16 protein-coding genes are annotated in these 23476 nt (G+C 56.2%); 6 read left to right on the top strand and 10 right to left on the bottom strand.

From position 1 onward, the window contains the following. The first annotated feature begins 197 nt into the window (after nt 1-197). Nucleotides 198-419: a hypothetical protein gene (locus LQ945_RS18045; RefSeq protein ID WP_270101396.1), complete on the top strand. Its 222-nt coding sequence runs from the start codon at nt 198-200 to the stop codon at nt 417-419. 76 nt (nt 420-495) lie between these two features. On the opposite strand, the gene LQ945_RS18040 is transcribed toward LQ945_RS18045, so the two are convergent. From LQ945_RS18040 to LQ945_RS18025, 4 genes are all read right to left on the bottom strand, one after another. Further along, a complete protein-coding gene (locus LQ945_RS18040) occupies nt 496-1080 on the bottom strand; it encodes a flavin reductase family protein (protein ID WP_269934697.1) in 585 nt (194 codons plus the stop codon). 217 nt (nt 1081-1297) lie between these two features. Further along, complete coding sequence (locus LQ945_RS18035) at nt 1298-2530, bottom strand: YncE family protein (RefSeq protein ID WP_270101395.1); 1233 nt, start codon at nt 2528-2530, stop codon at nt 1298-1300. Between the two features lie 46 nt (nt 2531-2576). Then, a complete protein-coding gene (locus tag LQ945_RS18030) occupies nt 2577-5513 on the bottom strand; it encodes a condensation domain-containing protein (RefSeq protein WP_270101394.1) in 2937 nt (978 codons plus the stop codon). A 154-nt stretch (nt 5514-5667) separates the two neighbouring features. After that, nucleotides 5668-7791 carry a TonB-dependent receptor gene (locus tag LQ945_RS18025; RefSeq protein ID WP_270101393.1) on the bottom strand — a complete coding sequence of 708 codons (2124 nt, stop codon included), beginning with the start codon at nt 7789-7791 and terminating at the stop codon, nt 5668-5670. A 505-nt stretch (nt 7792-8296) separates the two neighbouring features. Here LQ945_RS18025 and LQ945_RS18020 point away from each other — a divergent pair. Further along, nucleotides 8297-9898, top strand: coding sequence for a condensation domain-containing protein (locus tag LQ945_RS18020; RefSeq protein ID WP_270101392.1), 1602 nt, complete (start codon nt 8297-8299; stop codon nt 9896-9898). Between the two features lie 76 nt (nt 9899-9974). Further along, nucleotides 9975-13070 (top strand): amino acid adenylation domain-containing protein, encoded by a 3096-nt coding sequence (locus LQ945_RS18015; protein ID WP_270101391.1) that lies wholly within the window; start codon nt 9975-9977, stop codon nt 13068-13070. A 93-nt stretch (nt 13071-13163) separates the two neighbouring features. On the opposite strand, the gene LQ945_RS18010 is transcribed toward LQ945_RS18015, so the two are convergent. Continuing rightward, on the bottom strand, nt 13164-14510 hold the full coding sequence (locus LQ945_RS18010; protein WP_269934693.1) for a condensation domain-containing protein: 1347 nt from the start codon (nt 14508-14510) through the stop codon (nt 13164-13166). A gap of 460 nt (nt 14511-14970) precedes the next feature. Beyond that, complete coding sequence (bhsA, locus tag LQ945_RS18005) at nt 14971-15225, bottom strand: multiple stress resistance protein BhsA (RefSeq protein ID WP_262239258.1); 255 nt, start codon at nt 15223-15225, stop codon at nt 14971-14973. Nucleotides 15226-15528: 303 nt separating this feature from the next. On the opposite strand from bhsA, the gene LQ945_RS18000 reads away from it, so the two are divergent. From LQ945_RS18000 to LQ945_RS17990, 3 genes are all read left to right on the top strand, one after another. Then, nucleotides 15529-17127: an ABC transporter substrate-binding protein gene (locus tag LQ945_RS18000; protein WP_122077405.1), complete on the top strand. Its 1599-nt coding sequence runs from the start codon at nt 15529-15531 to the stop codon at nt 17125-17127. Between the two features lie 147 nt (nt 17128-17274). After that, a complete protein-coding gene (gene cybB, locus LQ945_RS17995; RefSeq protein ID WP_270103003.1) occupies nt 17275-17799 on the top strand; it encodes a cytochrome b561 in 525 nt (174 codons plus the stop codon). Nucleotides 17800-18180: 381 nt separating this feature from the next. After that, entirely contained in the window at nt 18181-18720 is a 540-nt protein-coding gene (locus tag LQ945_RS17990) for a hypothetical protein (RefSeq protein WP_044548521.1), read from the top strand. A gap of 966 nt (nt 18721-19686) precedes the next feature. On the opposite strand, the gene LQ945_RS17985 is transcribed toward LQ945_RS17990, so the two are convergent. The 4 genes from LQ945_RS17985 to crl form a co-directional block, all read right to left on the bottom strand. After that, a complete protein-coding gene (locus LQ945_RS17985) occupies nt 19687-20334 on the bottom strand; it encodes an EcsC family protein (RefSeq protein ID WP_270101390.1) in 648 nt (215 codons plus the stop codon). A gap of 256 nt (nt 20335-20590) precedes the next feature. Continuing rightward, nucleotides 20591-21844: a glutamate-5-semialdehyde dehydrogenase gene (gene proA, locus LQ945_RS17980; protein ID WP_270101389.1), complete on the bottom strand. Its 1254-nt coding sequence runs from the start codon at nt 21842-21844 to the stop codon at nt 20591-20593. A 9-nt stretch (nt 21845-21853) separates the two neighbouring features. Then, a complete protein-coding gene (gene proB / locus LQ945_RS17975; protein ID WP_020825379.1) occupies nt 21854-22957 on the bottom strand; it encodes a glutamate 5-kinase in 1104 nt (367 codons plus the stop codon). Nucleotides 22958-23072: 115 nt separating this feature from the next. After that, entirely contained in the window at nt 23073-23474 is a 402-nt protein-coding gene (crl, locus tag LQ945_RS17970; protein WP_041414255.1) for a sigma factor-binding protein Crl, read from the bottom strand. Nucleotides 23475-23476 lie beyond the last annotated feature (2 nt).

The raw sequence follows: 23476 nt of genomic DNA, 5'->3' as shown, positions 1-23476 counted from the left end.
CTAATGTTCATCAGTGCGCTGACGATTAGCGCTGTACTTTCTGGTTGCCTATTCCCACCGCCTGGCGGTGGTGGTGGCGGCGGTCGACATGGCGGCCCAGGTGGGCCGGGTTACCATTTTAACGGTCCTCGTTAAAGATACCCGCCACCCACCCGGTGGCAACTCAAGAATATGATGAGACAGCTCAGGATATAACAATGAAAAAAACAGTATTTATTATTTCCGCGGTAATGGCATTAAATTGCAGCTCGGCACTTTCCGCACCGCCGATCAATAAAAACAATGAACACCAGGTTATTCATCAGGATAATAATAAAATACCGCCCAAGCCGCATCCCAATAAAAAACGGCCCGCACAGCAGCATAAAAAAACGCAAAAAAAACCGCTACCCGAACACCGTTTGGCTCAAAGTCATTAAGTCATCGCTGACAAATACCGAATACTCGCACTCACAGTGCCTGACGTGAGTGCAAGTGTAACCGCATGAACGTCGCCTACAGGCTTTTTGCCCGCAACGTATCGCCGCTGCGAATAAAATTACCGGCCCCCAGATGATGGATGGTATGCAATTGTGGATCGGCATCGGCAAAGTTCCATCGCCCTGCGCGAAACACTCGCTCGTCCGCAGCCGCAGCCACCACTTCACCGAAACAGGTGTCATATTTCTGCTGCGCACCGCTTTCCGGCAACAGACGGCATTCCAGCCAGGCTACACAACCCTGTTCTATCAAGGGGACTTCCAGTTGGGCACTGGAGATCGTGGCAATATTGAAGAGAGAAAATTTATCCTCCACCTCCACGCCCGAGATATTGCCCACCGCATAAGTCGTATCGACAAACATCGCCGCCGGAATACAGATGCCAAACACGCCGCTTTCTTCGATCATTTGCCGGGAATGCGCCCCCTTGTCGACCACAATGGCAATGCGCGGTGGCGTGAACTCAACCGGCATCGACCAGGCAGCGGCCATCACATTACGTCGAGCCCCGTCCTGGCTTCTGCTGGTGATCAACACCGTCGGGCCATGATTTAGCAAACGGCTGGCATGTTCCAATGCAACGGGACGAAAATGATTCATGGAAGATCCTTAATGAGTAGCTCTGGGAGACAAAATCGCAGCTGAACTGGCAATGGACTGATGTTCAGCAGTGTAAATCTGCGTTGCGGCGGGGATCAATCGCGTTGGTGATGAAGAAGCACAGAATGTGTGTGCCCGATCGGCATGCAGCCGCAGGGCTATGGAAGACGAACCAGAATAGGCTGCGTCAGCGAAGGCTGACGCAGCGGGATAAAACTCAGTTTTTTGGCAGTTGAATACGGACAACGCTTTCCGGTTTACCGGCTTTGGTGCTGGCACCGTCATTCTTCACCGTCACGAACAGCACGTTGTTGCTGGTGTCCAGCGCCAGGCTGTTAGGGTGCGGCGGCAGTTCTACGGTTTGCAGGCGCTTGAGGCTGTTTGAATCAAACACCGTCAACGTACCAGCGCCATGATCGACGCGGATCCCTTTACGGTTGGCGACGTACACACGCTGGTTGCGATCGTCCAACAGCAGGCCGATCGGCACTTCATCGGTCAGTTCGCTGGCCAACACTTTGCCGCTGTCCGCATCCAGCGCAAACACCCGGTGACCGCTGCTGCGCTTCACGTAGTCGCGCTCAAGGTGGGTGTTGCGGTAGTTGTCGCGGTCGATCCCCTGATCCACCCCTAACAGGCGGTTGTTCTTCCCGTCGTACACCAGGTTCAGCAGTTGATCCGCTTGGATCTCTTTGGTGGAGGTGATCGCCAGGGTATCGGCATTCAGGGTAATCAGTTGCCCCTGCATGTTAGAGACAAATACGCGCCGTCCTTTTTCATCCAGAGTGATACCCACCGCGTTATAGCCGAAACCGGGGACCATTTTCTCCAGCTTTTGCGTCCGGGTGTTGACCACAAACAGCACGCTATCCACCCCGAACCCCAATCCCGGCAAGAACAGGCGGCCGCTCTGCGCGTCATACTTCATTTCGCGGATGCGGTACTGGTAGTCCTCGGTGATCTTGAAGCGCTTAAGCTCCTTGAGCAGGAACTCCAGACGCTTGCCGCTGATGCCGGCCTCTTTGTAGGTCTGCTCCAGCATCGTTTTTTCGGTTACCGGAATGCTGTTCAGCGCGCGGTTGGTGGTGGTATCCACCACGCCGACCGAGCCATTGAACCCTTGAGTCAGATACAGCCGGTGACCGGCATCATCCAGCGCCACGCCGAAGCCTTTCACCTGCAGTGGGATCTCCGCCTGCACCGTCAAGGTGGTCGGATCCAGACGCAACACGCGGGATTTCGCCTCTTCCTTCCAGTCCGGCGCGCTGACGAACAGCGACTTCTGGCTTGGGCTGTAGGCCATCTCCACCAGCGCCGACGACAATGGCTGACGCTTGAGATCCTGCTGAGTGATCCCTGCGTCACGGGCCTGCGCCGCACCGGCCACCACCAACGACGTTGCGATCAACAGCGACAGTAAAGCGCGGGGTGTTCCTATTGTTCCAGACATCCGTTTATCTCCATGAAAGTAATAAAGTCAGTTAGGGTGAACAACGTTATTGCTGCGGCGCCGGCGGTAAAGCCGACAGTGGCATGTCCCCGCCAGCCTGCTGGGCAAAGTGGGAGAACACGTGCTGAATAGTTGAAGCGATCAACCCCGCCTGTTGCGCGGTGTAATGATCGGTACGGTAGGTCATCATCACGCGCAGGGATTTCACGCCGTCGAGATTTTCCTCCATCACTTCAAACTGCAAACCGAGCAGCGATTCGGTTTTCTCCGGCTCCACCTGACGATAGGCCACCGTGCTGCCGTCCTGCAGGGTAAATGCCCCATTCAGCTTGATACGGCTGTGGATCTGAATGAACACTTCGAACATGTGGTTCTTGCGATCGGCATGGGCGCCAAACAGCCCTTCCTCCACCAGATCGATAGGAATATCGGTGTAAGGCATAGAACCGTTGATGGTGTTTTTCACCTGGTCAATCAAACCGGCGACCGTCAACTGTTCAGCGAAGCGAACCCGGTGCACCACCACGGTCGTGAAATAGCCGATAGTGTCAAAGAACTCGGCGTCGTTACGGCCGGAGGTGGAAGTCCCCACCAGCAGGTCCGTCGGGCCGCCCAACAGGCGCAGCGCCGTAGCGATCCCGGCATAGACCACGTTGAACAGTGAGGCGTTGTTCTTCCTGGCCTGCGCGTACAACCCCTCAGCCACCGTCGGTTCGACGTCAAACTCCAGCCATCCGCCGTTGACGTCTGCATCGGCCGGAACTGCAGGATGGTGCGAAGGTTCCTGCTGGAACAGCGGCTGGCCGACCGGTGCATCGCGCAGGTTATCGAGCCAATAGTCCAGATGTTGCTGTGCGACGCCGCCGGCCTGCTGCTGCCGGGCAAAGGCATAAAACTGCGGCACTTCACCTTTCCACTGCGGCTTTTGCCCCGCCACACGGTGGCTGTAGGCAATGCCCAGTTCGTCCATCATCAGGTTCAGCGACCATTCATCCAGCACCACATGATGGAACAACAGCGAAAGTAGCTGTCGGCCGGTTGCTGCGTCACGCAGGAAGGTTGCGCGCAGCGGCAGCTCGCGGGTCAGATCAAAGCGGTGGTCACCGGCCTTGGCCAGCAGTTCGCCGGCGTTACCGGCCGGCGTTTCATGGGAGAAACGGAACCAACCGTAGTCCAGCAGTTCAGCCGCAGGCACAACCTGTTGGCGAACCGCCCCCTGATGTTCGATAAACAGTGAACGCAATACGCTGTGGCGCGTCATGACGTCGATAAACGCCTGACGCAGGGCCATTTCATCCACCGGATCGAGGAAATTGATGGCGAAAGGCAGATTGAAAATCTCGTCGTGACCAAAGGCCTCGTAAACTTTCCACAGCGAATGCTGGGCCAGCGACAGCGGTGCCTGGACGGCCTCATCCTGCTTCTGCGCACTGAGCGCTGGTACCGCCGGTGCCGCAACCGCCTGACGTTTGGCATAGGCCGACAGGCCACGGGCCGTGGCGTGACTGAACAAGTCATTAATGTTGAGTTCGATACGGTGCAGGCTTAACAAGCGGCCGATGACACGGGTCGCGACCAGCGAATGCCCGCCGCGATCGAAGAAATCTTCATCGACGGTCATCTCCGGCGCCACCAGGGCGTCGCGGAATTCCGTCAGGATCAATTGGGCGATTTCATCATTTTCCTGTTGTTGTGCATCCGCGGCCGCCAGGACGGCTTCGGGCTGGGCCAACGGTTGCTCGGCAGCGGGCAACTGGGCTGCCGTGATCGTCCGTCCAGCGAGATAAGCGACGAACTGTTCCAGCAGGAAAGGAGCTACGTACGGGGTCAGGCGTGGATCCGCCACTAACTCCAACACCACCGAATCCTGATCCGGCAGGCTCAAAGCCAGCATCAGTTCAAATGGCGTATGCAGCGGCGGCAACAACAGGCGTTCAGCGCTTACCCCATCCAACTGCAGCGCCACCGAAGGATCCGTCAGCCAGCTCACCAGGATCTGAGCCAATTCTGGGTTGAGTGCTTCCGCCGTTTGCTGCGCCAGCAGTCGACTTTCCGCCTCCTGATCGGCAGGCTGCAAGGTCAGGCGTTTCAATCGGCTGGCACCCTGCCAGCCGTCCATGCCGTTTGCCTGTTGAGCGTCGTCCTGCGGCACGCACAGCTGCACCGGCTGCCCGCCGGACTGAGCGGCGATAAAGCGGCCAAAGCGAACGGCGATCGCCGCCAGTAAGGTGGTTGGGTTATCGGTTACGGGCAAAATCTTGCGCGCCACTCGGGTCGCTATGCGTACCCCGGCCTGCGCCAGATGCTCATCCTGTGCTGCCAATTGCCGGTAGTCCCGCAGCGCCGTTGCATGGCGTGGCCACGGCAGAACCAGTTCCGTTGTTTCCGACAATGGCGTATTCAGTGCAACCGGCGACAGAGCGACGGAGACAGGCAGGGGATCATGGCGGTTATACAGCGCCGACAGCGTCGTCAATAACTGCCGGCAAGACAGCGTTTCCGCCAAAATATCGTGAGCGACGACGCCCAGCACCGAACCGGCACCGGTAAACAACAGAAAACGAACCGGCGCTTCGCTCGCCAGCTCGAGAGGAGAGGCTTGCGCCTGCAACAAACGGCTTACCGCCTGCTGTTCGTCCGTGACCGGCTGAATGCTCACCGGGTTCAGCGTTGCGTTGCCGCGCAGTTTGCGTAAGCCTTGCTCATCGTCGAAATCGTAACGAACATCCAGTTCAGGCATCAGCCGGGTCAAGGCTTCCAGCGCGCTGGCCAGTCTGCCGATATCCGGCTCGCCGCCTAGCCGCCAGGCCATCGCCTGCTGGCAACCGCCATCACCCCGTTGCTGGTGCATGAACCATGCTTGTTCTTCCGCTTCGCTCAATGGCTGAGAGGCATCCGCCGCCCGCTCGCCCAGCGTCTGAAACGCCAGGTCCAGACGCTGGGCCTCGTCATCGCTGAGAATATTGTCAAAATAACCGCTCACTGCTCTATCTCCTTGTGCCCGGCCATACCGGAACCTCGGGGGGAACGCGGGTCATAAACAGGGGCGTATCCTCCGCAGATTGCTGACACACTCGCGCAAGCGCCAACAATCCAGGGTGTGGATACGCCCCTGCTGCAGACCGATTGCTATCGCATCAGAATGTCAGTTCCAGCGCCGCACCGATCATGCGTGGACGCTGCTGAGTCGCGGTGTAAACGTCGTTGCCGCTGACCATCACGCGACGTTCCGAGTCAAACAGGTTCTGCGCATACAGGGTGGCGCGACCATAGGCGAAGGTGTACGCCAGTTGGGTATTTGCCGACCAGTAAGAACCGATGCGCCCGCGAGAATCGTTGTCGTACTGCGAGTAGTAGGAGTCCGAGAACGCCACGTTGCCGCTCAGTTCCAACCCGGCCATCAACTGGTACTTGGCGCCCATGTTGGCGGTATAAGCCGGCGCACGCGCCAGTTCATGCCCATCTACGCCGCTGCCCGAGAACTTCTTGATCTTGGTCTTCAACAGACCGACGTTCGTGAACAGTTCGAAGTCCCAACGCGGTTGCCAGGTCGCCCCCATTTCCGCGCCGTAGGTTTCCACCTTATCGGCATTGCGGATCACCGATGAGTTCGGCCCCAGGGAATACGGCAGCTGCATATCCTTGTAATCGTTGTAGAAGACGTTGCTGGTCAGAATGACGTTGGCATCTTTCAGGTGGTGGCGGGTGTACAACTCATAGTTCCAGACATATTCGGACCCGTAGGTGTAGTTAACCACCGGCGTACCGATGGTGATGCCTGCGCCACCGGCGTTATAGCCGCGTGCCACCTTGGCGCCGTAGGTCTGGGTATCCGTCGGTTTCCAGGCCAGATCGAGCTTCGGCAGGAACACGTCGTAGGTTTCATCGAAATCGATACGCACGGCCTTGCTGCCGCCGGTACGCTGGCGGTGTTCACGCTCCACACGGCTGGCGGCGGTGATATCCACCTTCGGCGTGATGGCGTAGGTCAGCTCGGCAAAGGCCGAGTTGGTGTCGGTTTTATCCTTGAAGGTCGAACCGCCGAAAATGTTAACGAACTCATCCTGCTTGGAATGGAAATAACGCAGCCCCGCCAACCCGCGCAGGCGGCTGTCTGGCCCGCCAAAGCGCGCCACCGGCTCCACGTGCACTTCTTTTCCGCCGATATCGGCGTATGGCAAGGCATAAGCCGTAGGACGGTTAATATTGAAGTCGGTATAAATAACGCGGTTTTCCAGCGTCAGGCTGTCGGATTGCTCCCAGGACAGATCCCAAACGCCGCTGTTGGTGTTGCTTTTAAACACCGCTCGGCGCGGATCGTGGCGCAAACTGGTCGGGTGAACCAGCGGGTTGAGGCTCTCGTTTTGTGGCGAGGTACTGCCAAAGTGGTTAAAGGTCAGCTTGGTGGTCAGCTCACGCAGGCCTGCCGGATTGAACAACAGTTTGGCACGGGCGGTAGTGGCTTCAACCTCACGCGGATCGCCCACCGGCTCATAAGCAGGAAGGTCAACATCGCTGCGGCGGCGCTGACGATCGACGCTGACGCGGAAGGCCAATTGGTCTTCCACCAACGGGCCTGAAACCATAGCGGACAATTGTGAAGAGTGCTGGTTGCCCGCACCGCCCTTGAAGGCACTTTCCCAATCGAAAGTGGGATCCTTACTGGCCATCACGATCGCACCGGCAATGGCGTTACGCCCCTGAATGTAGCTCTGCGGGCCGAGGAACACTTCGACGCGATCCAGATCCCACAGCGACTGCGGGCCATAGGCCTGCTCGTTATAGGTCAGGGAGCGGCCATCCAAAGACAAATTGAGGCGTGGACGGGTACCGCTGAGGAAGGCATTGGCGCCGGTGTTCGGGCCGGAGCCGTCGATACCACGTACGGTAGGCAGATCGTTACCGATGCCGACATCCATGACGTTGGCGGTCATGCGTAATAAATCGGGGATCTGCAACGCATTGGGCATCGCGGCGATCCGCTCGCTGTCGAACACCTGCACGCTGGAGCCGGTGTCGAAAATGCTGCGTTTTATTTTTTCCCCGGTCACCAGCAGACTCTCGGAGTCCTGCCAATTATCGTTACGTTTGCTGTCGGCGGCTTCCTGAACCTTTTCATCCACTACGGCGGCGTTAACGCTCCCCACAGATAAAGTACAAAGACCCAGAAAGAGTGAGGAAAATGCCCCAATGGCCTGCAAGCCTGCTTTTTCCTTGTTTCCTACGATTTTATGCCTTTGAGCCGCTGAATGCTTGCTCATAGATGTATTCTCCTTTCATCCCAGATGCACAAAAATATGTTTTATTTCACATAGGTAACGACGCTGATTCTCACACTGACAATGGCATTACGGCCTTCCTGACCTTGCTATTGCATATCCCTGCCGCAGACAGCCGCCCAACCCCAGATAAACCGGGGGCGGATGCAGATTTTTTGTCTGGAAACGTAAAGAAATGTTAATAATGATAATATTTTACATTTTTTAATGCAAATCATTATCACCTAAGTAAATAAACATCACGAGAGGAGGTCAGTAAAGCTGACAAGGGAGGATGGGATTTTCGTCACTTTCAAAACCAATGATTTCACTTAAAATGAATATAAAACATAATTATATCTAATTTTATATTTACTCTCAGCGAGTGCCCTCTTACTTTTACGCATTATCCCTACGTTTTATATCAACAAATAAAAATAGTAATAATTTTCATTCCCATTAACATTGCAATATATTCTTACAGTCTCTCAATACTGATGGAAACCCGATGAAAGCGTTGACCACGATGCAGGCCGCCTACTGGGTAGGCCGGCAATCCGAAGCGCCGCTGGGGGGCGTATCCGCCCACCTGTATGCGGAATTTAACTGCTGCGACCTGGATGTCGAACGACTGAGACAGGCCGTTGCCGCCCTTTACCTGCATCACCCCATGTTGCGCCTGCGCATCACGGCCGATGGCCAGCAGACCATCACTCCCTGCGGCCCTGAGCATGGCCTGCATCTGGATGATTTCAGCCAGGCCGATACTCCCGAAGTGAGCCGCCTGCTCACAGCCAAACGGCAGCAAAAAAGCAGCCAAAAACTGCCGCTGGAACAAGGTATCCCCTGTGATATCAGCCTCAGCCTGCTGCCGGGCGGCCACAGCAGGCTGCATGTCGATCTGGATATGATCGCCAGCGATGCCATGGGTTTCCGCGTGTTGATGGAGGATTTGGCGCGGTTTTATCACCAATGTCCGGTATCACCCGCCGACCATGGCGTGCCCTACTTTGACTATCTGGATCGTCACTATGCCGATACCGCGCAGCAGGCACGTCGCACCCGCGCTCAGGCCTGGTGGCGCGAACGCCTGCCTCAACTGCCGCCGGCACCGCACCTGTTACGCACACCGGATATTTGCCGCAGCGATCGGCTGGCGCTGCAACTGAGCGCAAGCGAAACCAAAGCGCTGGAAGATGTCGCCAGGGCGCACGGCATCACGCTTTCATCCCTGTTTCTGGCGCTGTTTGCTGTTACCGTCGGCCATGGCTGGAACATGCCGCGTTTCAGGCTCAATGTGCCGCTGTTCCACCGGGATGAAGCCAGCCTCGCCCCGATCATCGGCGACTTCTCTAACCTGGTGCTGCTTGGCGTGGAGCTGAACCCGGCTGAAAACTTGCCGGCTTTCAGCCGCCGCCTGATGACCCAGCTGGCTGAATTGATCGCTAACGCCGACTACCCCGGCGTCAGCGTGATGCGCGATCTGTCGCGCCTGCAAGGCAGCATGCAGCCTTCCCCCGTGGTATTTACCGCCGGGTTTGGCATCCATGGCAAAGCGTTGTTTTCTGACAACGTCACCCGCACTTTTGGCCCACTGGAGTGGGTAATTTCCCAGGGGCCGCAGGTGGCGCTGGACGCCCAGGTGGCACACGCCAACGGTGGCATTCTGATCAACTGGGACGTCCGTCTGGACGCCTTCCCGGATCGGCTGCTGCCGCAGCTGTTCGCCACGTACGGTGCCATGCTGAAGCGGGCCGCCAACCGGCCGAACAGCTTTAATCAGCCACTTTCGCAGTGGTTGGCCCAATGCTCCGCGGCGGGCCTGGCACGCCAGATACCGGTTCGTCAACTGCTGCACCGGCTGCTGGCGCGGGTCGCGCCGGGTGCCAGGCTGGGTGACGATGACGATATCCGCACCCTGCAGCTGCCGCAGGACGCTCTGCAGGCGCTGTTAGCGGTACTGAACAAATATCTGCCGTTAGCGCTGACGCCGGCGGACGTCGAGGCGAACCCGACCCCGGCAGCGCTTGCCGCGTTGATCTGCGAGCTGGCTCCCAATGCCACCGAGGGGGTGCAAATGCTGCTGAAGGTGCTGGCGCCCAAAGCCTGATATCGGTTCCGGGCGCGTGGCCTCACGCGCCCTGCTTTCTATTTCGTGGGTTAGTGACAATCAATAGGGAAATACCATGGAGACACCATTAAATGCACTGCAGCAGGCTTACCTGCTCGGTCGCAGCGAACAATGGCCGCTCGGCGGCGTAGCGATGCATGACTTTCGCGAATATCGTGGTCTGGGGCTGGATTTGGCCCGCCTGGAAAACCGATTGAGCGAACTGGTGCAACACTATGCGGCGCTGCGCACCTGTATCGACACCCAGCGTTTCACTCAGCATGTGCGGGCAGAGGCCACGCTGAATCTGGATCGACACGATCTGCGTGCGCTCGATCATCAGACAGCGCAACGCCAATTGGCTGACCTGCGCGAGCAATATTCGCATCAGCGCCACGATCCCGCGCAGCCCCTGTGGCGCATTGCCGCCATTCAGCTCTCGGAGACGCAGGACACCACCGGCAGCCCCTACGACACCGTGATTTTCACCAGCTTCGACGCGCTGATCCTCGACGGTCAGGGCATCTCCACCGTCATCGCCCGACTGTTCGACGACGCCCCGCTGCCGCCTGTCGCGCCGCCAAGCCCGCCGGTTACCGCCACGGCGGCACAGCGTCAGATTGATGCCGCCTATTGGCAGACCAAGCTACAGGACATCACCACGCCGTCAGCGCTGCCGTGGCGCACCCCGCTGGCCAATATCAAATCCTCTCGCTATCGCCGCGCCAACCTGACTTTGCCGCGCGAAGTACTTAAACAGTTCTCGCGCCTGGGATCCGCCCATGCCCTGCTGCGCAACAGCAGCCTTTCGGCACTGATCCTCGATACGCTGGCGCAGTGGACCACCGACGGCGAACTCTGCGTCGGCGTGCCGGTGGCTTTTCCTGCGGCAAATGGTTCACTCAGCAACGCCTCTACCTTTGTGGCGGTGCGCTATTCCCGCCTGGGGGGCACCTTTATCAGCCGCGCCCAGGCCTTGCAGGACGACGTGCTGGGTGCGCTCGACCATCTGGCATTTTCCGGCGTTGATCTGGCACGGCAGTTACTCAATCACAGCCAGGGTTCCCCGGCGCTGCCGGTGATCCTCACCAACTGCCTGGGATGGGAGACGCTGCCTGCCAACGCGCCGGTGCGCTACCATGACGGCGTTACCCAAACGCCACAGGTGGCGATCGATATCCGCCTGACGCAGGACGCCGACAAGAATCTGCTGTTGTGCGTCGACTACGCCGAGCAGGCGCTGGATGGCGAGCAGGTGCAGGCGATGCTGGACGCATTGCAACGTCGGGTGATGTTGATGTGTCGGGACGGCGATGTGGAAATTCCCCCCGCGCAATTTATCGATTACCAACATTACCGCCATAACCACAGCGAGACGGCATTCAGCGCTTACCCTTACCTGACGCAGCTGGCAGACCGGTTGTTTAACGATCCGCAACCACGCCCCGCGTTAATCTGCGACCAACTAAGCCTGACGTACCCGGAGCTGGGCCTGCGTGTCGGCGCAGTGATGGCAAACCTGCAACGGCGCGGTCTGAAACCTGGCAGCGTGCTGGCCTTATATCTGGCGCGCAGCCCGGAGCATGTGACCATCTCCCTCGCCTGTGCGCTGTTGGGCATTATCTGGGTGCCGATCGACATCAACTCGCCACCGGAACGCACCGCCTATCTGCTGACCAACTGTCGGCCGGATCTGGTGGTCCACAAAGGGGAGCTGGACACGCCGCACGCAGTGACGCCAGAGGCGCTGCTCGACTCGACGGCAGGTGCCGCCGCACTGCCGGACAGCCAGACGCTGACCGAGCGCAGCGCCAGCACCGAAGCCAGTTATTATCTGTATACCTCCGGCACCACCGGCAAACCTAAATGCGTGGTGCTCAATAACCGCGCCACCGCCAACGTTATCGGCCAGACCCTGCAGCGCTGGGCGGTCACCGCCGACGACGTGATGATTTCGGTCACGCCGCCGCACCACGATATGTCGATGTTTGATCTGTTCGGCTCGCTCAGCGCCGGCGCCACCCTGGTATTACCGGCACCGCACCAGGAAAAAGACGCCATCAGTTGGAACCAGTTGGTTGAGCGCCATGGCGTCAGCCTGTGGTGTTCGGTCCCCGCCATTCTGGAAATGCTGCTTACCTGTAAAACCGACGACAGCCTGCGTTCGCTGCGCCTGGTGGCACAGGGCGGCGATTACATCAAACCGGCGACGGTGCAACAATTGCGCGGCCTGCGCCCGGACATCAGCCTGTTCTCGCTCGGTGGCCCGACCGAAACCACCATCTGGAGCATCTGGCACCCTATAGCGCCGCAGGACACCGGCACCGTGCCCTATGGCCAGCCTCTACCGGCTAACCAATACTTTATCTGCCATGATGACGGTACCCACTGCCCGACCGGCGTGGTCGGCCGCATCCACACCACCGGGGTGAATCTGGCGCTGGGGTATCTGGAAGACGGCGATTTAAAACAACATGATTTCGTTACGCTGGATGGGCCCGACGGGCAAACGCTGCGGGCTTTCCGTACCGGCGATCAGGGGTACTATCGCCCGGACGGCAATATCCTGTTCGCCAGCCGGGTGAACGGCTACGTGAAAATCCGTGGCGTGCGCGTTTCGCTGCCGGAAATTGAAGATGTGCTGCGCGGGCACGAGGCCATTCTCGATATCGTGGTGGTGGATTACCCTGGCGGTGACAGTGGTGAAGCGACGCTCGGGGCGATGTACCTCACCCACGACGGCAAACCGCTGTCGCTGGCGGCGATCCGAGCTTTTTCGACCGGCTACCTGCCTTGTACCCATATCCCGACACGCTTTATTCATACCGAGGTGCTGCCGCTGTCGGGTAACGGCAAGACCGACCGTCACCGCATCCGCGCAGCCTTCAGCGCCGATCGTGCCGCGCCGGGACTGAACGCCTGTGCGGCACCGCTGCCGAGCGCACCACCGGCGCACAGCGGTAAGATCCTGACCATCTATTTACAGGCCATCGGCGCAACGCCGCGCCCGGAATGGGGAGAAGAAACGACCTTTATCAGCATGGGGTTGAAGCTGCCGCACATTCGCCAGGTGGCGGCGCAGCTTAACCAGGCCTTTGGCACCCAACTGCCGCCAACGCTGTTAATCCCCTGCAAAAATGCGCGGGAAGTGGCGGCGCTGCTGGCGCGTTAACGCGGTTCAAACTTAGGGGGCTGCAAGCAGCCCCCTATCACATCACCCAAGGGTAAATCGGGTCGAACGTGTTCATCCCCTACAGGATCGCCATCAGGCGGGCACCGCCACCAGTTCGCCGAGCGCCGTCTCCAGCGCTTCTTCCCGCAACGCACGCAATAAAAACGCCTGCAGATCACGCCCGTAGTCTTCGACTCCATCGCAGGGAAACTGCTGCACGTAAACATCGATATCCAGGTGTAGATCGCCAGCATCGGTGCGCCCGCGGAAGGTCAGGTTAGCGCCGTCGCCAGATCCACCAGCCAGAACACGCCGCGCACAGGTGCAACCGCTGAAACCGGCAGGATCGAAAGGCTGGACGTTGATAAACGGGGAAATGAACAAACGAGAGGCCGGCGTCACTCCACGATCGGTGGCAATGTGGCGCAGGCGGTAACCGGCGTGACTGCGTAGCTCACGCAGCATCTTCGCCATGCCCGACAGAAAATGGCCCAGCGTCTCTTCCGCGCGCAGCGACACCAAAAACGGCAGCGTATTGACCGCCAGCGCCGGCGTATTGGTCGCCAGGCTGCTGCGGCGGTTCATCACCGGCATCCACATGGTGCGCGTATCGCCCTTATCATGCGGCAACGGCGGCAAGGCAAAGAACAACCAGGCGGCGGACAGCGCCAGCAACAGATCGGGCCAACCGATACCGCTACGCTCCGACAGCCAACGCAACCGCTGCGATATTTCCTCCGGCAGCGCCGTGCTGGTACTCAGGGATTTGACACCATATTCCCTGCCGCCTTTGCGCACCGTTGGCAAAGTCTGCGACGGCGGCAAATACCGCTGCCAAAAATGCCGGTCTTTAGCGCAGCGTTCAGAAGCCGGATAGGCCAGTTCATGATGCTGAAAAGCATGAAACTCGCCCAGTCCATGCCCTGCCGCGCTGTCGTCGAGGAAATGCGTATACAGCGCGGCACAACGGTGTTCGACTAACGCCATGCCAAAGCCGTCGATCACAATATGGTGAGCGCGCAGGTACCAAATAAAACGCGAAGGCCCCAGTTTGATCAACCACACCGTGGCCACCAGCTGGCTGCACAGATCCAGTGGTTGATCGACATCAGCCTGCATCAGCCGCATCGCGGCCTGGTAGGGATCGGGCTGTGCCTGGAGATCAAGGCGATTAAGTTGCGGTGTTGCCTGGGGATCGTAGCGCTGCAGCGGCAAACTCTCGCCAGTGCCGGCGCGAAAACGCAATGCAAACGCCTGCGTTTCCGCCATGGTCTGAGTGATAGCCCGACACAGAGCCTCTTCATCTACCGCGCCGCGTAGTTCGGTGACGTGAGCGACGGTGGAAAAGGGCTGCCCGGGGTGCAAGGTAAATTCGTCCCAGAAGTCTAACTGCGCCGGTGTCAGCGGCAGCCATTCAGTAGCCAAAACAGTTTCCGACATGTTACCTACCTTTGATAAGCCATAAACAAATGTTGAAACAACGGAAGCGAAAACCCCGCTGCCGCCGATAACGACCAAAAACGGGGTAAATGGCGGACACGACTGGATGACCAGCCCATGGGCTGCCCGGCGTGATCCTTATTATTGTGTTGTGGTTGGCGTGCCTGACCTCCCTGGCGCACGTAAAGCGAGATGGCGCAGCCGCCTTTTCCAAGGCCAGGGCAACGCACTGAAGATGTTTCGGTTCGGTTACAAATGAAAATGATAATAACACTTATTATCATTTTCATGAATATAGAACAACCTGTTCATGCTGCAAACTTACTTGACGGGGAGAGTGCGGTTGAGGAGTGATCGAGGGCTAAATGGCGGGACTATGGGGGCTCAAAATCAACAAAACAGGGACCTTCTGGGGCGGTAAAAGCAAGTACCGCCCCGTTCTAACGGCATGCACCTGCCATTATTGGTAAATTACCGCCACGCCGTGCAGTTTATTGCCCCCGCTGGCGGAAATAATGCGGTATGAACTGGCTCCGGCCCGATCGGCTTTCTTCGCCAATTGCTTTTCCAGCCCTGAGAGCGTCAGTGCTCCGCTGGCGGAGACCACGCCGATTTTAGTCAGCCCCTGCTCGGAACTGACGCTGTTGGCCGCAAAGCTGCTGGTGGACACCATCGCCAGGATAAACGCCGCCATGACATATTTAATCGCTTTCATATAACCACCTCATTGGATTGACCAGACCAGGTTCTGCCTGGTGAGGTGATTCTAAGTGGGGGTTGCTTACCCCAAAGTGACCCGTCGATAACATTTTTGTCAGACAACCGGAAAAGCGGGGTTATTTACCTAAGCATACAATTTCATCGGCTATCTTGACGCCCGGCCGGTCTGCGACCGCCGATCAATCGTCATTCCCCAGTTCCCATATTCGCGATCAATCACTTATATTTAAATTGAGGGCTGCCTGAATGCCACAGCGGCGGCAGTGTCCTCAATCAACCTGAGGGAGCCATCCATTTTATGCGTTTAAAACAAAGCACTGCGGGTCTGTTGTTGGCAGGAACCGGCCTGTTGACGGCGGGCAGCGCACTGGCCGCCACGGATACCCTGGTCTACTGCACCGTAGCCTCGCCCGAATCTTTCAACCCGCAGCTTTCCAGCTCCGGCACCACCTTTATCGCCACCTCGCAGGTGCTGTACAACCGCCTGCTGACGCTGCGTGAAAGCGATAAAACCCCGGCGCCCTCACTGGCGACCGAGTGGACCATCAGCCCGGATGGCAAAACCTACACCTTTACGCTGCGCAAGGGCGTGAAGTTCAACAGCAACAAATACTTCACCCCGACACGCGACTTCAACGCCGAGGACGTGGTGTTCACCGTGATGCGTCAAAAGGACCCCAACCATCCGTATCACAAGGTGTCCGGCGGCAACTACGAGTACTTCACCGACACCGGGCTGGACAAGCTGATCACCAAAGTGGAGGCGGTGGATAACGACCACGTGCGCTTTACGTTGAGCCAGCCTAACGCCGCTTTCCTCGCCGACTGGACGATGGACTTCGCCTCGATCCTTTCCGCCGAATATGCCGATGCCATGCTGAAAAAAGGCACCCCGGAATATGTCGATAACTGGCCGATCGGCACCGGTCCGTTTGCGCTGCAGCAGTACAAGCAGGACTCGCTGATCCGCTACATCGCCAACCCGCATTACTGGCAGGGCGAAGTGGCCAGCAAACACCTGATTTTCTCCATTACGCCAAACCCGGAAACCCGGCTGGCCAAGCTGAAAACCAACGAGTGTCAGATCATCCCTGCCCCGCTGGCGGAGCAGTTTGACGCCATCAAGAGCGATAAAAACCTGCAGCTGCACAATATCGACGGCCTGAACGTCGGCTATCTGGCGTTCAATACCCAGAAGAAGCCGTTCGACAACGTGTTGGTACGCCAGGCGCTGAGCTATGCGGTGGACAAAAAGGCCATCGTTGCGGCGGTATTCAAAGACAGCGGCACGCCGGCCTATTCGATACTGCCGCCGGGCATGCTGGGCTATAACGACAAACTGCCTGAATACGCTTACAACCCGGAAAAAGCGCGTGAACTGCTCAAGCAGGCCGGGCTGGAGAAAGGGTTTGAGACCGACATCTGGTCGATGCCGGTAGCCCGCCCTTACAACCCGAATTCTCGCCGCATCGCCCAAATGATCCAAAACGACTGGGCGAAAGTGGGCGTGAAAGCCAAAATCGTCACCTGGGAGTGGGGCCAGTACCTGGCCGGGCTGCGCAAAGGGGAACAGCAGAGCGCGCTGTATGGCTGGATGTCGGATAACGGCGACCCGGACAACTTCGCTACCCTGCTCAACTGCGCCGGTGTGCAAACCGGTGCCAACGCGGCCCGCTGGTGCGACAGCAGCTACGACAAACTGATCCAGCAGGCGATTCAGGTTAGCGTCCCGGCCGAACGCGCCAAGCTTTATCAGCAGGCGCAGGTGATTTTTGCCCAGCAGGCTCCGCTGCTGCCGCTGGCTAACGGCAAGGTGTTCTACGCCACCCGCAGCAACGTCAGCGGCTATGTCGTTGACGTTAACGGCAGTGACTTTGCCAAGGCCAAGATCAACTGAGTGAAAGTGTGGCACCCGCGTTGGGTGCCACACCGGCAATCCGTCGGATGAAATTCTCATCCGGTGCTTTCCTCTCCTGTAACATTTGGTTACTCTCATCAACACTGTGATTTAACATCAAAAGGTAACCCGGTGCAGAACTCTTATATGCCGATGCAGATCCGTCTGCACTGGCTGGTGGCGATCCTGCTGGTCGTGACCTGCACGACGATTGAGCTGAGAGGGCTTGCCGTACCGGGCACCCCGGTGTGGTACGTGCTGGTGGTGACCCATTTCAGTTGCGGAGTGACGGTATTTGTTCTGATGATCGCCCGCTTGTTTCTGCGCTGGCGCCACACCAGCCCCGCTATCGAGCCGAAACCGGCAAAATGGCAAACCGGCGCGGCGCATCTGGTGCACAGCCTGATTTACCTGCTGCTGCTGACGTTACCGATTCTGGGCGTCTATTCCCGCTATCTGGGGGGGAAAGAGTGGTTTTTATTCGGTTTGCCAATGCCGTTCGCCGAGATTGCCGACCGGCCGCAGGCGCGAACGATTATCGGCTGGCACAAGACGCTGGCAGCTTTCGGCTATTGGCTGATCGGGCTGCATGCCGCCGCCGCGCTGTTCCATCACTATATTGTTAAGGACAATGCGCTGGTGCGTATGCTGCCTTGGTTGAATAAACGTTAGCCCTAAGAGATATCCCCAAAAGTGTAATAATAAGCATATAAATATAAGCCAATGGAAATAGTCCATTGGCTTATTAATTTCCAGGTGCCAAACGGTTAAAAAAATTTATATACGGCGAGTTGTATCCATCCCGGATCTTGACTAAGGTTATTCATACAAAATATAAGCCCATGGGCTGACAGAGTTCCGAAAGCAAAAACCCTTATCCATTCATTGCATTGCTCTTAAAAACGCCAGTTGTTTTAAAGTCCACTATGCCATGCCCGATGACGGCACAGGGCCGCATAGTGCTACCCATGATTTCATTAATTAAATTCCATCGGCTACACACACGGAAAAGTTAATGCGACTTTTCCAAACTTAAAAGTCAGGAGAATAGTAATGAAAATAATGACTGGCGTTATTTTACCTACAATTGCTGCCATCACGATGGTCGGCATGGCTCACGCAGCAGACACTAAACAACCGGTGACTGGCAAAGTGCAGGTGACATTGGAACACGTACACGCAGTGCAACAAAACGGCAGCCCCGCGCCCCAACACGATGCCGCCTGTATGAAAGAACTTTCGATGCCAACCTCCAAGTATGTCGGGATGAAAGTCACCAGCGAATACACCGTCAATACCAGTTCGATGATGATGTCGGCTAAATCCATGCTGCCATCACCGATGGCCACGCAGCCGCTGGAGCTTACGGTTGATTTATCAGCACTCGGCCTGGAAGGGGTTTATGCATTTGGCGCCTTCAAGCCCAATGTGTTGCCTAAGGATTATGTTTACTTCACCATCGGCAAAGATTTTAAAAACCCCGTCAGCACCTTTATGATTATTAATGAAGGTAAAGAATATAACTGCGTTATTTCCAGCTCAAACAAGGCGATGAGTAAAGAAGAACGCAGTCATCTTATGGTTAAGAAATAATTTTTATATTCATTAGAAAATAGTGGGATCGGCGGGAAGGGTTAACCGCCGCCCCATTATTTTATCTTCTGTTTTCATTATCCTTAATAAACATCTCTGGGTTCTACTAAAGAATGGCCGCTATAGTGAAAGCGGACATCATTGTGCGTGCAGTTCGCTAATTTTGGTTCAAACGACAAGATAAAATCCGCTCATAAAAAGAAGGACACAGAGTGTAAATTGAATTATAATGATTATCAAACAGATCATAGAATACCGTCAGAATTCAGACTAAACATTCAGTGATGGCACAAAGACTGCCCACCTAAATTGAATAAAAAAGGACTTTTATCAATGAAAAATCTATTAGCATTCACTTTTACCGATTTAGTTTCATTTATAATCCCCGCTATTATTGGTTTACTCATATTCACCAAAAGACGCAAAAGTAATAAAATCACTGCAAACTGCCTCTTATTATGGTTTTTTTTAATAATTGGATCATTTTTCGAGATCTTCAGTAATATTTACACAACGTATTCATATCGGCACAATCTTTTATATAACAATGATAATCTTAAAACTATTTTTAATTACGATGTCTCTGGCATTGTTTTTTTTGCAATTGTCATGATTGTTGCTATTATTCTTTTTATTCAGGAGCTACGTCTCAGAAACATCGTTCGATGAGACCAAGTTGACGGCATGACATTGGTAGTCATGCCGTCAATAATATGATGGCGTGATGGTCGCTAAAAATGCAATATGATTGCTGGCATAAGGCGATATTGAATAATATAAACCAAGGGTCGGCTTTTAGCACAAAGCGGACAGGTCCGAAGAACATGACGTCTACAATGCACGAAGTGCGGACGTTGACTGACTGTAACGTCCGTAAGAGTTGATAGAAACTGCAGCAGGTGAGTATTCCTAAGGCATCATGAGCATCTTAAATGCATATCACAAGATCGATATACATAGACATTCTTACACTTCATTTATAGCGCTAGCTTCAATGAAGGTTTTCCTAGCAACATTACCAACGACATTGGTCGAAATACCATCAAACGTACCACCAATAACGCCGCCCACGAGTGGAATCATTTTACCTAAGTTGATCGCACCTTTTTCACCAAATTTAGTTAGCAGTCTAAAACCAACCCGTTTGTTAATTGCGAAAATCGTTTCCTTTGATATGCTTTTAATTAACTGAGTGGACATCTTCGAGCCAATAATGATCCCTGTTCCTTTAAGGATATCTTTTGCAGCATTACCAGCTAAGCATGAGTACACTAGAGCTTTGACACGATCATCTTTCACATCATATCCTCCCATGATAGCAATTGCTGCTATCATGCGGATTTGGACATAAATCACGGTTGCAATGCTTGCTGGAATTGCAACAGGCATAGTAATTATCCCCCCAAGCCCGGAAACAAACCCGGTAGTCGCAGATTTGGTGTTTTGCCATCTGATGAGAGAATTAACCTTATCCGCTAAGTCCGCCTCACCCTTTTGGTAGTTTTCAGCCATTTCATAAGAAGAATCCGTTCCCGGAATAGTACCATCCAATGCTTTATCGTAAGCCCAATTAAGGGCTACCATTATTTTTCCTTCGCTAAGTTTTTCAGCCATTTTATTTCCTATTAAAATAGAAATGAAGAGTTATAAGCTTATCGACCACGATTTGATTTTCTTGATATTTAAATTATTCTTAGGCTGTTTTTTTACTCTTGGCCGCCAGTCGTTATGCCCCTTTTTGGCACCAAGCTGACTGTCAGATTAGGTTTCTCTGAGACCTGCAACGATGCCAATTTCCGGTATGAACCAGCATACAAAAAGGGCGCAGCATGCTGCGCCCCTACATGAAATCTCAACGCCGTACTAAACGTTAACCCCGAACCAAATCGTCGCCGTAGCCGATCCACTTATAGGTGGTCAGTGCGTCCAGGCCCATTGGGCCGCGGGCGTGCAGTTTCTGGGTGCTGACCGCCACTTCTGCGCCCAAGCCGAACTGGCCGCCGTCGGTGAAGCGAGTGCTGGCATTCACATACACCGCGCTTGAATCCACCGCGCGAACGAAGTGCTCGGCGCTGCTCAGTGAACGGGTGAGGATCGCGTCGGAGTGGCTGGTGCCGTGGGTGCGGATATGGTCGATGGCCTGATCGATATCGTCCACCAGCGCCACGTTCAGATCCAACGACAGCCATTCGTCGTCATAATCCTCTGCCGCGACCGCCACCACCGTTGCCGGGCCGTCTTGCAGCAGCGGCATGGCATTCTCCGCCGCGTGCAACGTAACCCCCACCGCTGCCATTCTGGCACTCAGCGCCGGCAGGAACTCTGTGGCAATGCTGCGGTTCACCAGCAGCGTTTCCAGCGAATTACAGGCGCTTGGGCGCTGAATTTTGGCGTTTTCTATCACCGTCAGCGCCTTGTCGAAATCAACGCTGTCATCAACATAGGTGTGGCAAACGCCGATACCGCCAGTGATCACCGGAATGGTCGACTGTTCGCGACACAGCTTGTGCAGGCCCGCGCCACCACGTGGGATCAGCATATCGACGTAGCGATCCAGGCGCAGCAGTTCATTCACCAACGCGCGATCCGGGCTGTCGATAGCCTGCACCGCCGCCGCCGGCAGGCCGCACTGTTCCAGCGCCTGCTGGATCACTTTCACCGTCGCCTGATTGGTGTGGTGGGTTTCTTTACCGCCGCGCAGGATCACCGCGTTGCCGGTTTTCAGGCACAGGCTGGCAACGTCGATGGTGACGTTTGGCCGTGCTTCATAAATCACGCCAATCACGCCCAACGGCACGCGACGGCGTTCCAGTTTCAGCCCGCTGTCCAGCAGGCTACCGTCCAACACGTGACCGACCGGGTCGTTTAAACGGCACACCTGGCGCACATCGTTGGCGATCGCCGCCAGTCGCGCCGGGGTCAGTAGCAGACGATCGAGCAGCGCTTCGGTCATCCCGCTGGCGCGTGCCTGCGCCATGTCCTGTTCATTAGCCTGTAAAATCACTTCGCTTTCGGCTTCCAGCCGGTCGGCGATAACCGACAACACCTGGTTTTTCTTCGCCGTGCTCAGCACCGCCAGTTGCCAGGAAGCCTGTTTGGCGGCTTTCCCCATTTGCTCTAGCATGCTCACTCCTTAACTGACTATCATATCGTCGCGGTGCACTGCCACCGGGCCGTATTCATAACCGAGAATTTCGCTGATTTCCTGCGAGTGATGGCCGGCAATCATGCGCATTGCGTCGCTGTTGTAGCGGCTGACGCCGTGGGCCAAATCGCGCCCCGCCAGGTTACGGATGCGGATCACTTCGCCACGGGAGAAATCACCTTTCACTTCGCGAATGCCCTTCGGCAGCAGCGAACTGCCGCGCGCCATAATCGCATCGACCGCGCCGTCGTCGACGGTGATCTCACCGGCCGGCGGTGCGCCGAAGATCCAGCGTTTACGGTTTTCCAACGGGGTTTCCAGCGCGTGGAAACGCGTGCCCACCGGTTTACCCTCAATAACGTCCGCCACCACGCCCGGCTTGCTGCCGGCGGCGATGATCACGTCGATGCCGGCGCGACAAGCCACGTCGGCAGCTTGCAGCTTGGTGCCCATGCCGCCGGTGCCCAGGCCGGAAACGCTATCGCCGGCGATTGCACGCAGTGCATCGTCGATGCCGTGCACTTCACGGATCAGTTCCGCCTGCGGGTTATTACGTGGGTCGGCGGTGTACAGGCCTTGCTGATCGGTCAGCAACAGCAATTTGTCTGCCCCGGCCAGGATCGCCGCCAGCGCCGACAGGTTGTCGTTGTCGCCTACCTTGATTTCTGCGGTCGCTACCGCGTCGTTCTCATTGATTACCGGCACGATACGGTTGTCCAGCAGCGCGGTCATGGTGTCACGCGCGTTGAGGAAGCGTTCGCGGTCTTCCAGATCGGCGCGCGTCAGCAACATCTGCCCGACGTGGATGCCGTAAATGGAGAACAGTTGCTCCCACAGTTGGATCAGCCGGCTCTGTCCGACCGCCGCCAGCAGCTGCTTGGAGGCGATGGTGGCGGGGAGTTCGGGGTAACCCAAATGTTCGCGCCCGGCGGCAATTGCGCCGGAGGTGACGATAACGATGCGGTGACCCGCTGCATGCTGTTGTGCGCACTGGCGTACCAGTTCGACAATGTGAGCACGGTTAAGACGCAGCGATCCGCCGGTCAACACGCTGGTGCCCAATTTCACAACCAGTGTCTGGCTGCCGTTCATAGTATTTCTGCCGTGTAAGATGAGAAGAATAATGCAAAGGACTTTGTAACAGGAGAGACGCGTTATGCCAACAGGCACAACGCGAAATCAGCAGAATACTTGTGGTCTAACGGGGTCAGGCGGAAAGTTTAATCAGTTTTTCTTTGAAATTCTCGGCCGGTTCAAGCGTCAGTTCCATGGTGGTCAGCAGCTCGCCCAGACGACGGTGGAAATCACGCAGGGTGGTTTCCAACTTGGTTTTCACTTCAGCATCCTTAATCTTTTCCGGCGTCCAGTGCCCATCTTTATCAAACAGGCCAAACTGATAGGCGTAGGTGAAACGCGTATCTTCGGCATGCAGTTCGATCCACCAACCCCAGAACTCACGCTTCTCTGGAGCAGGCTTAACATTGACGCACACGGCTAAACAATCAAAGAAAAAACGGTCGTTCTCACACTGCCCTTCACGCAGGTACGGCCCCAAGCTGGCGAAACGTTTCATTAGTCGGCTTTTAGGGTGACCACTCGGTAACGTCATTC

Origin of the sequence: Serratia liquefaciens (assembly GCF_027594825.1) — a bacterium.
Classification (GTDB): Bacteria; Pseudomonadota; Gammaproteobacteria; order Enterobacterales; family Enterobacteriaceae; genus Serratia; species Serratia liquefaciens_A.
The sequence above is the reverse complement of the archived record's forward strand: the minus strand, read 5'-3'. Positions and strand labels throughout refer to the sequence as shown.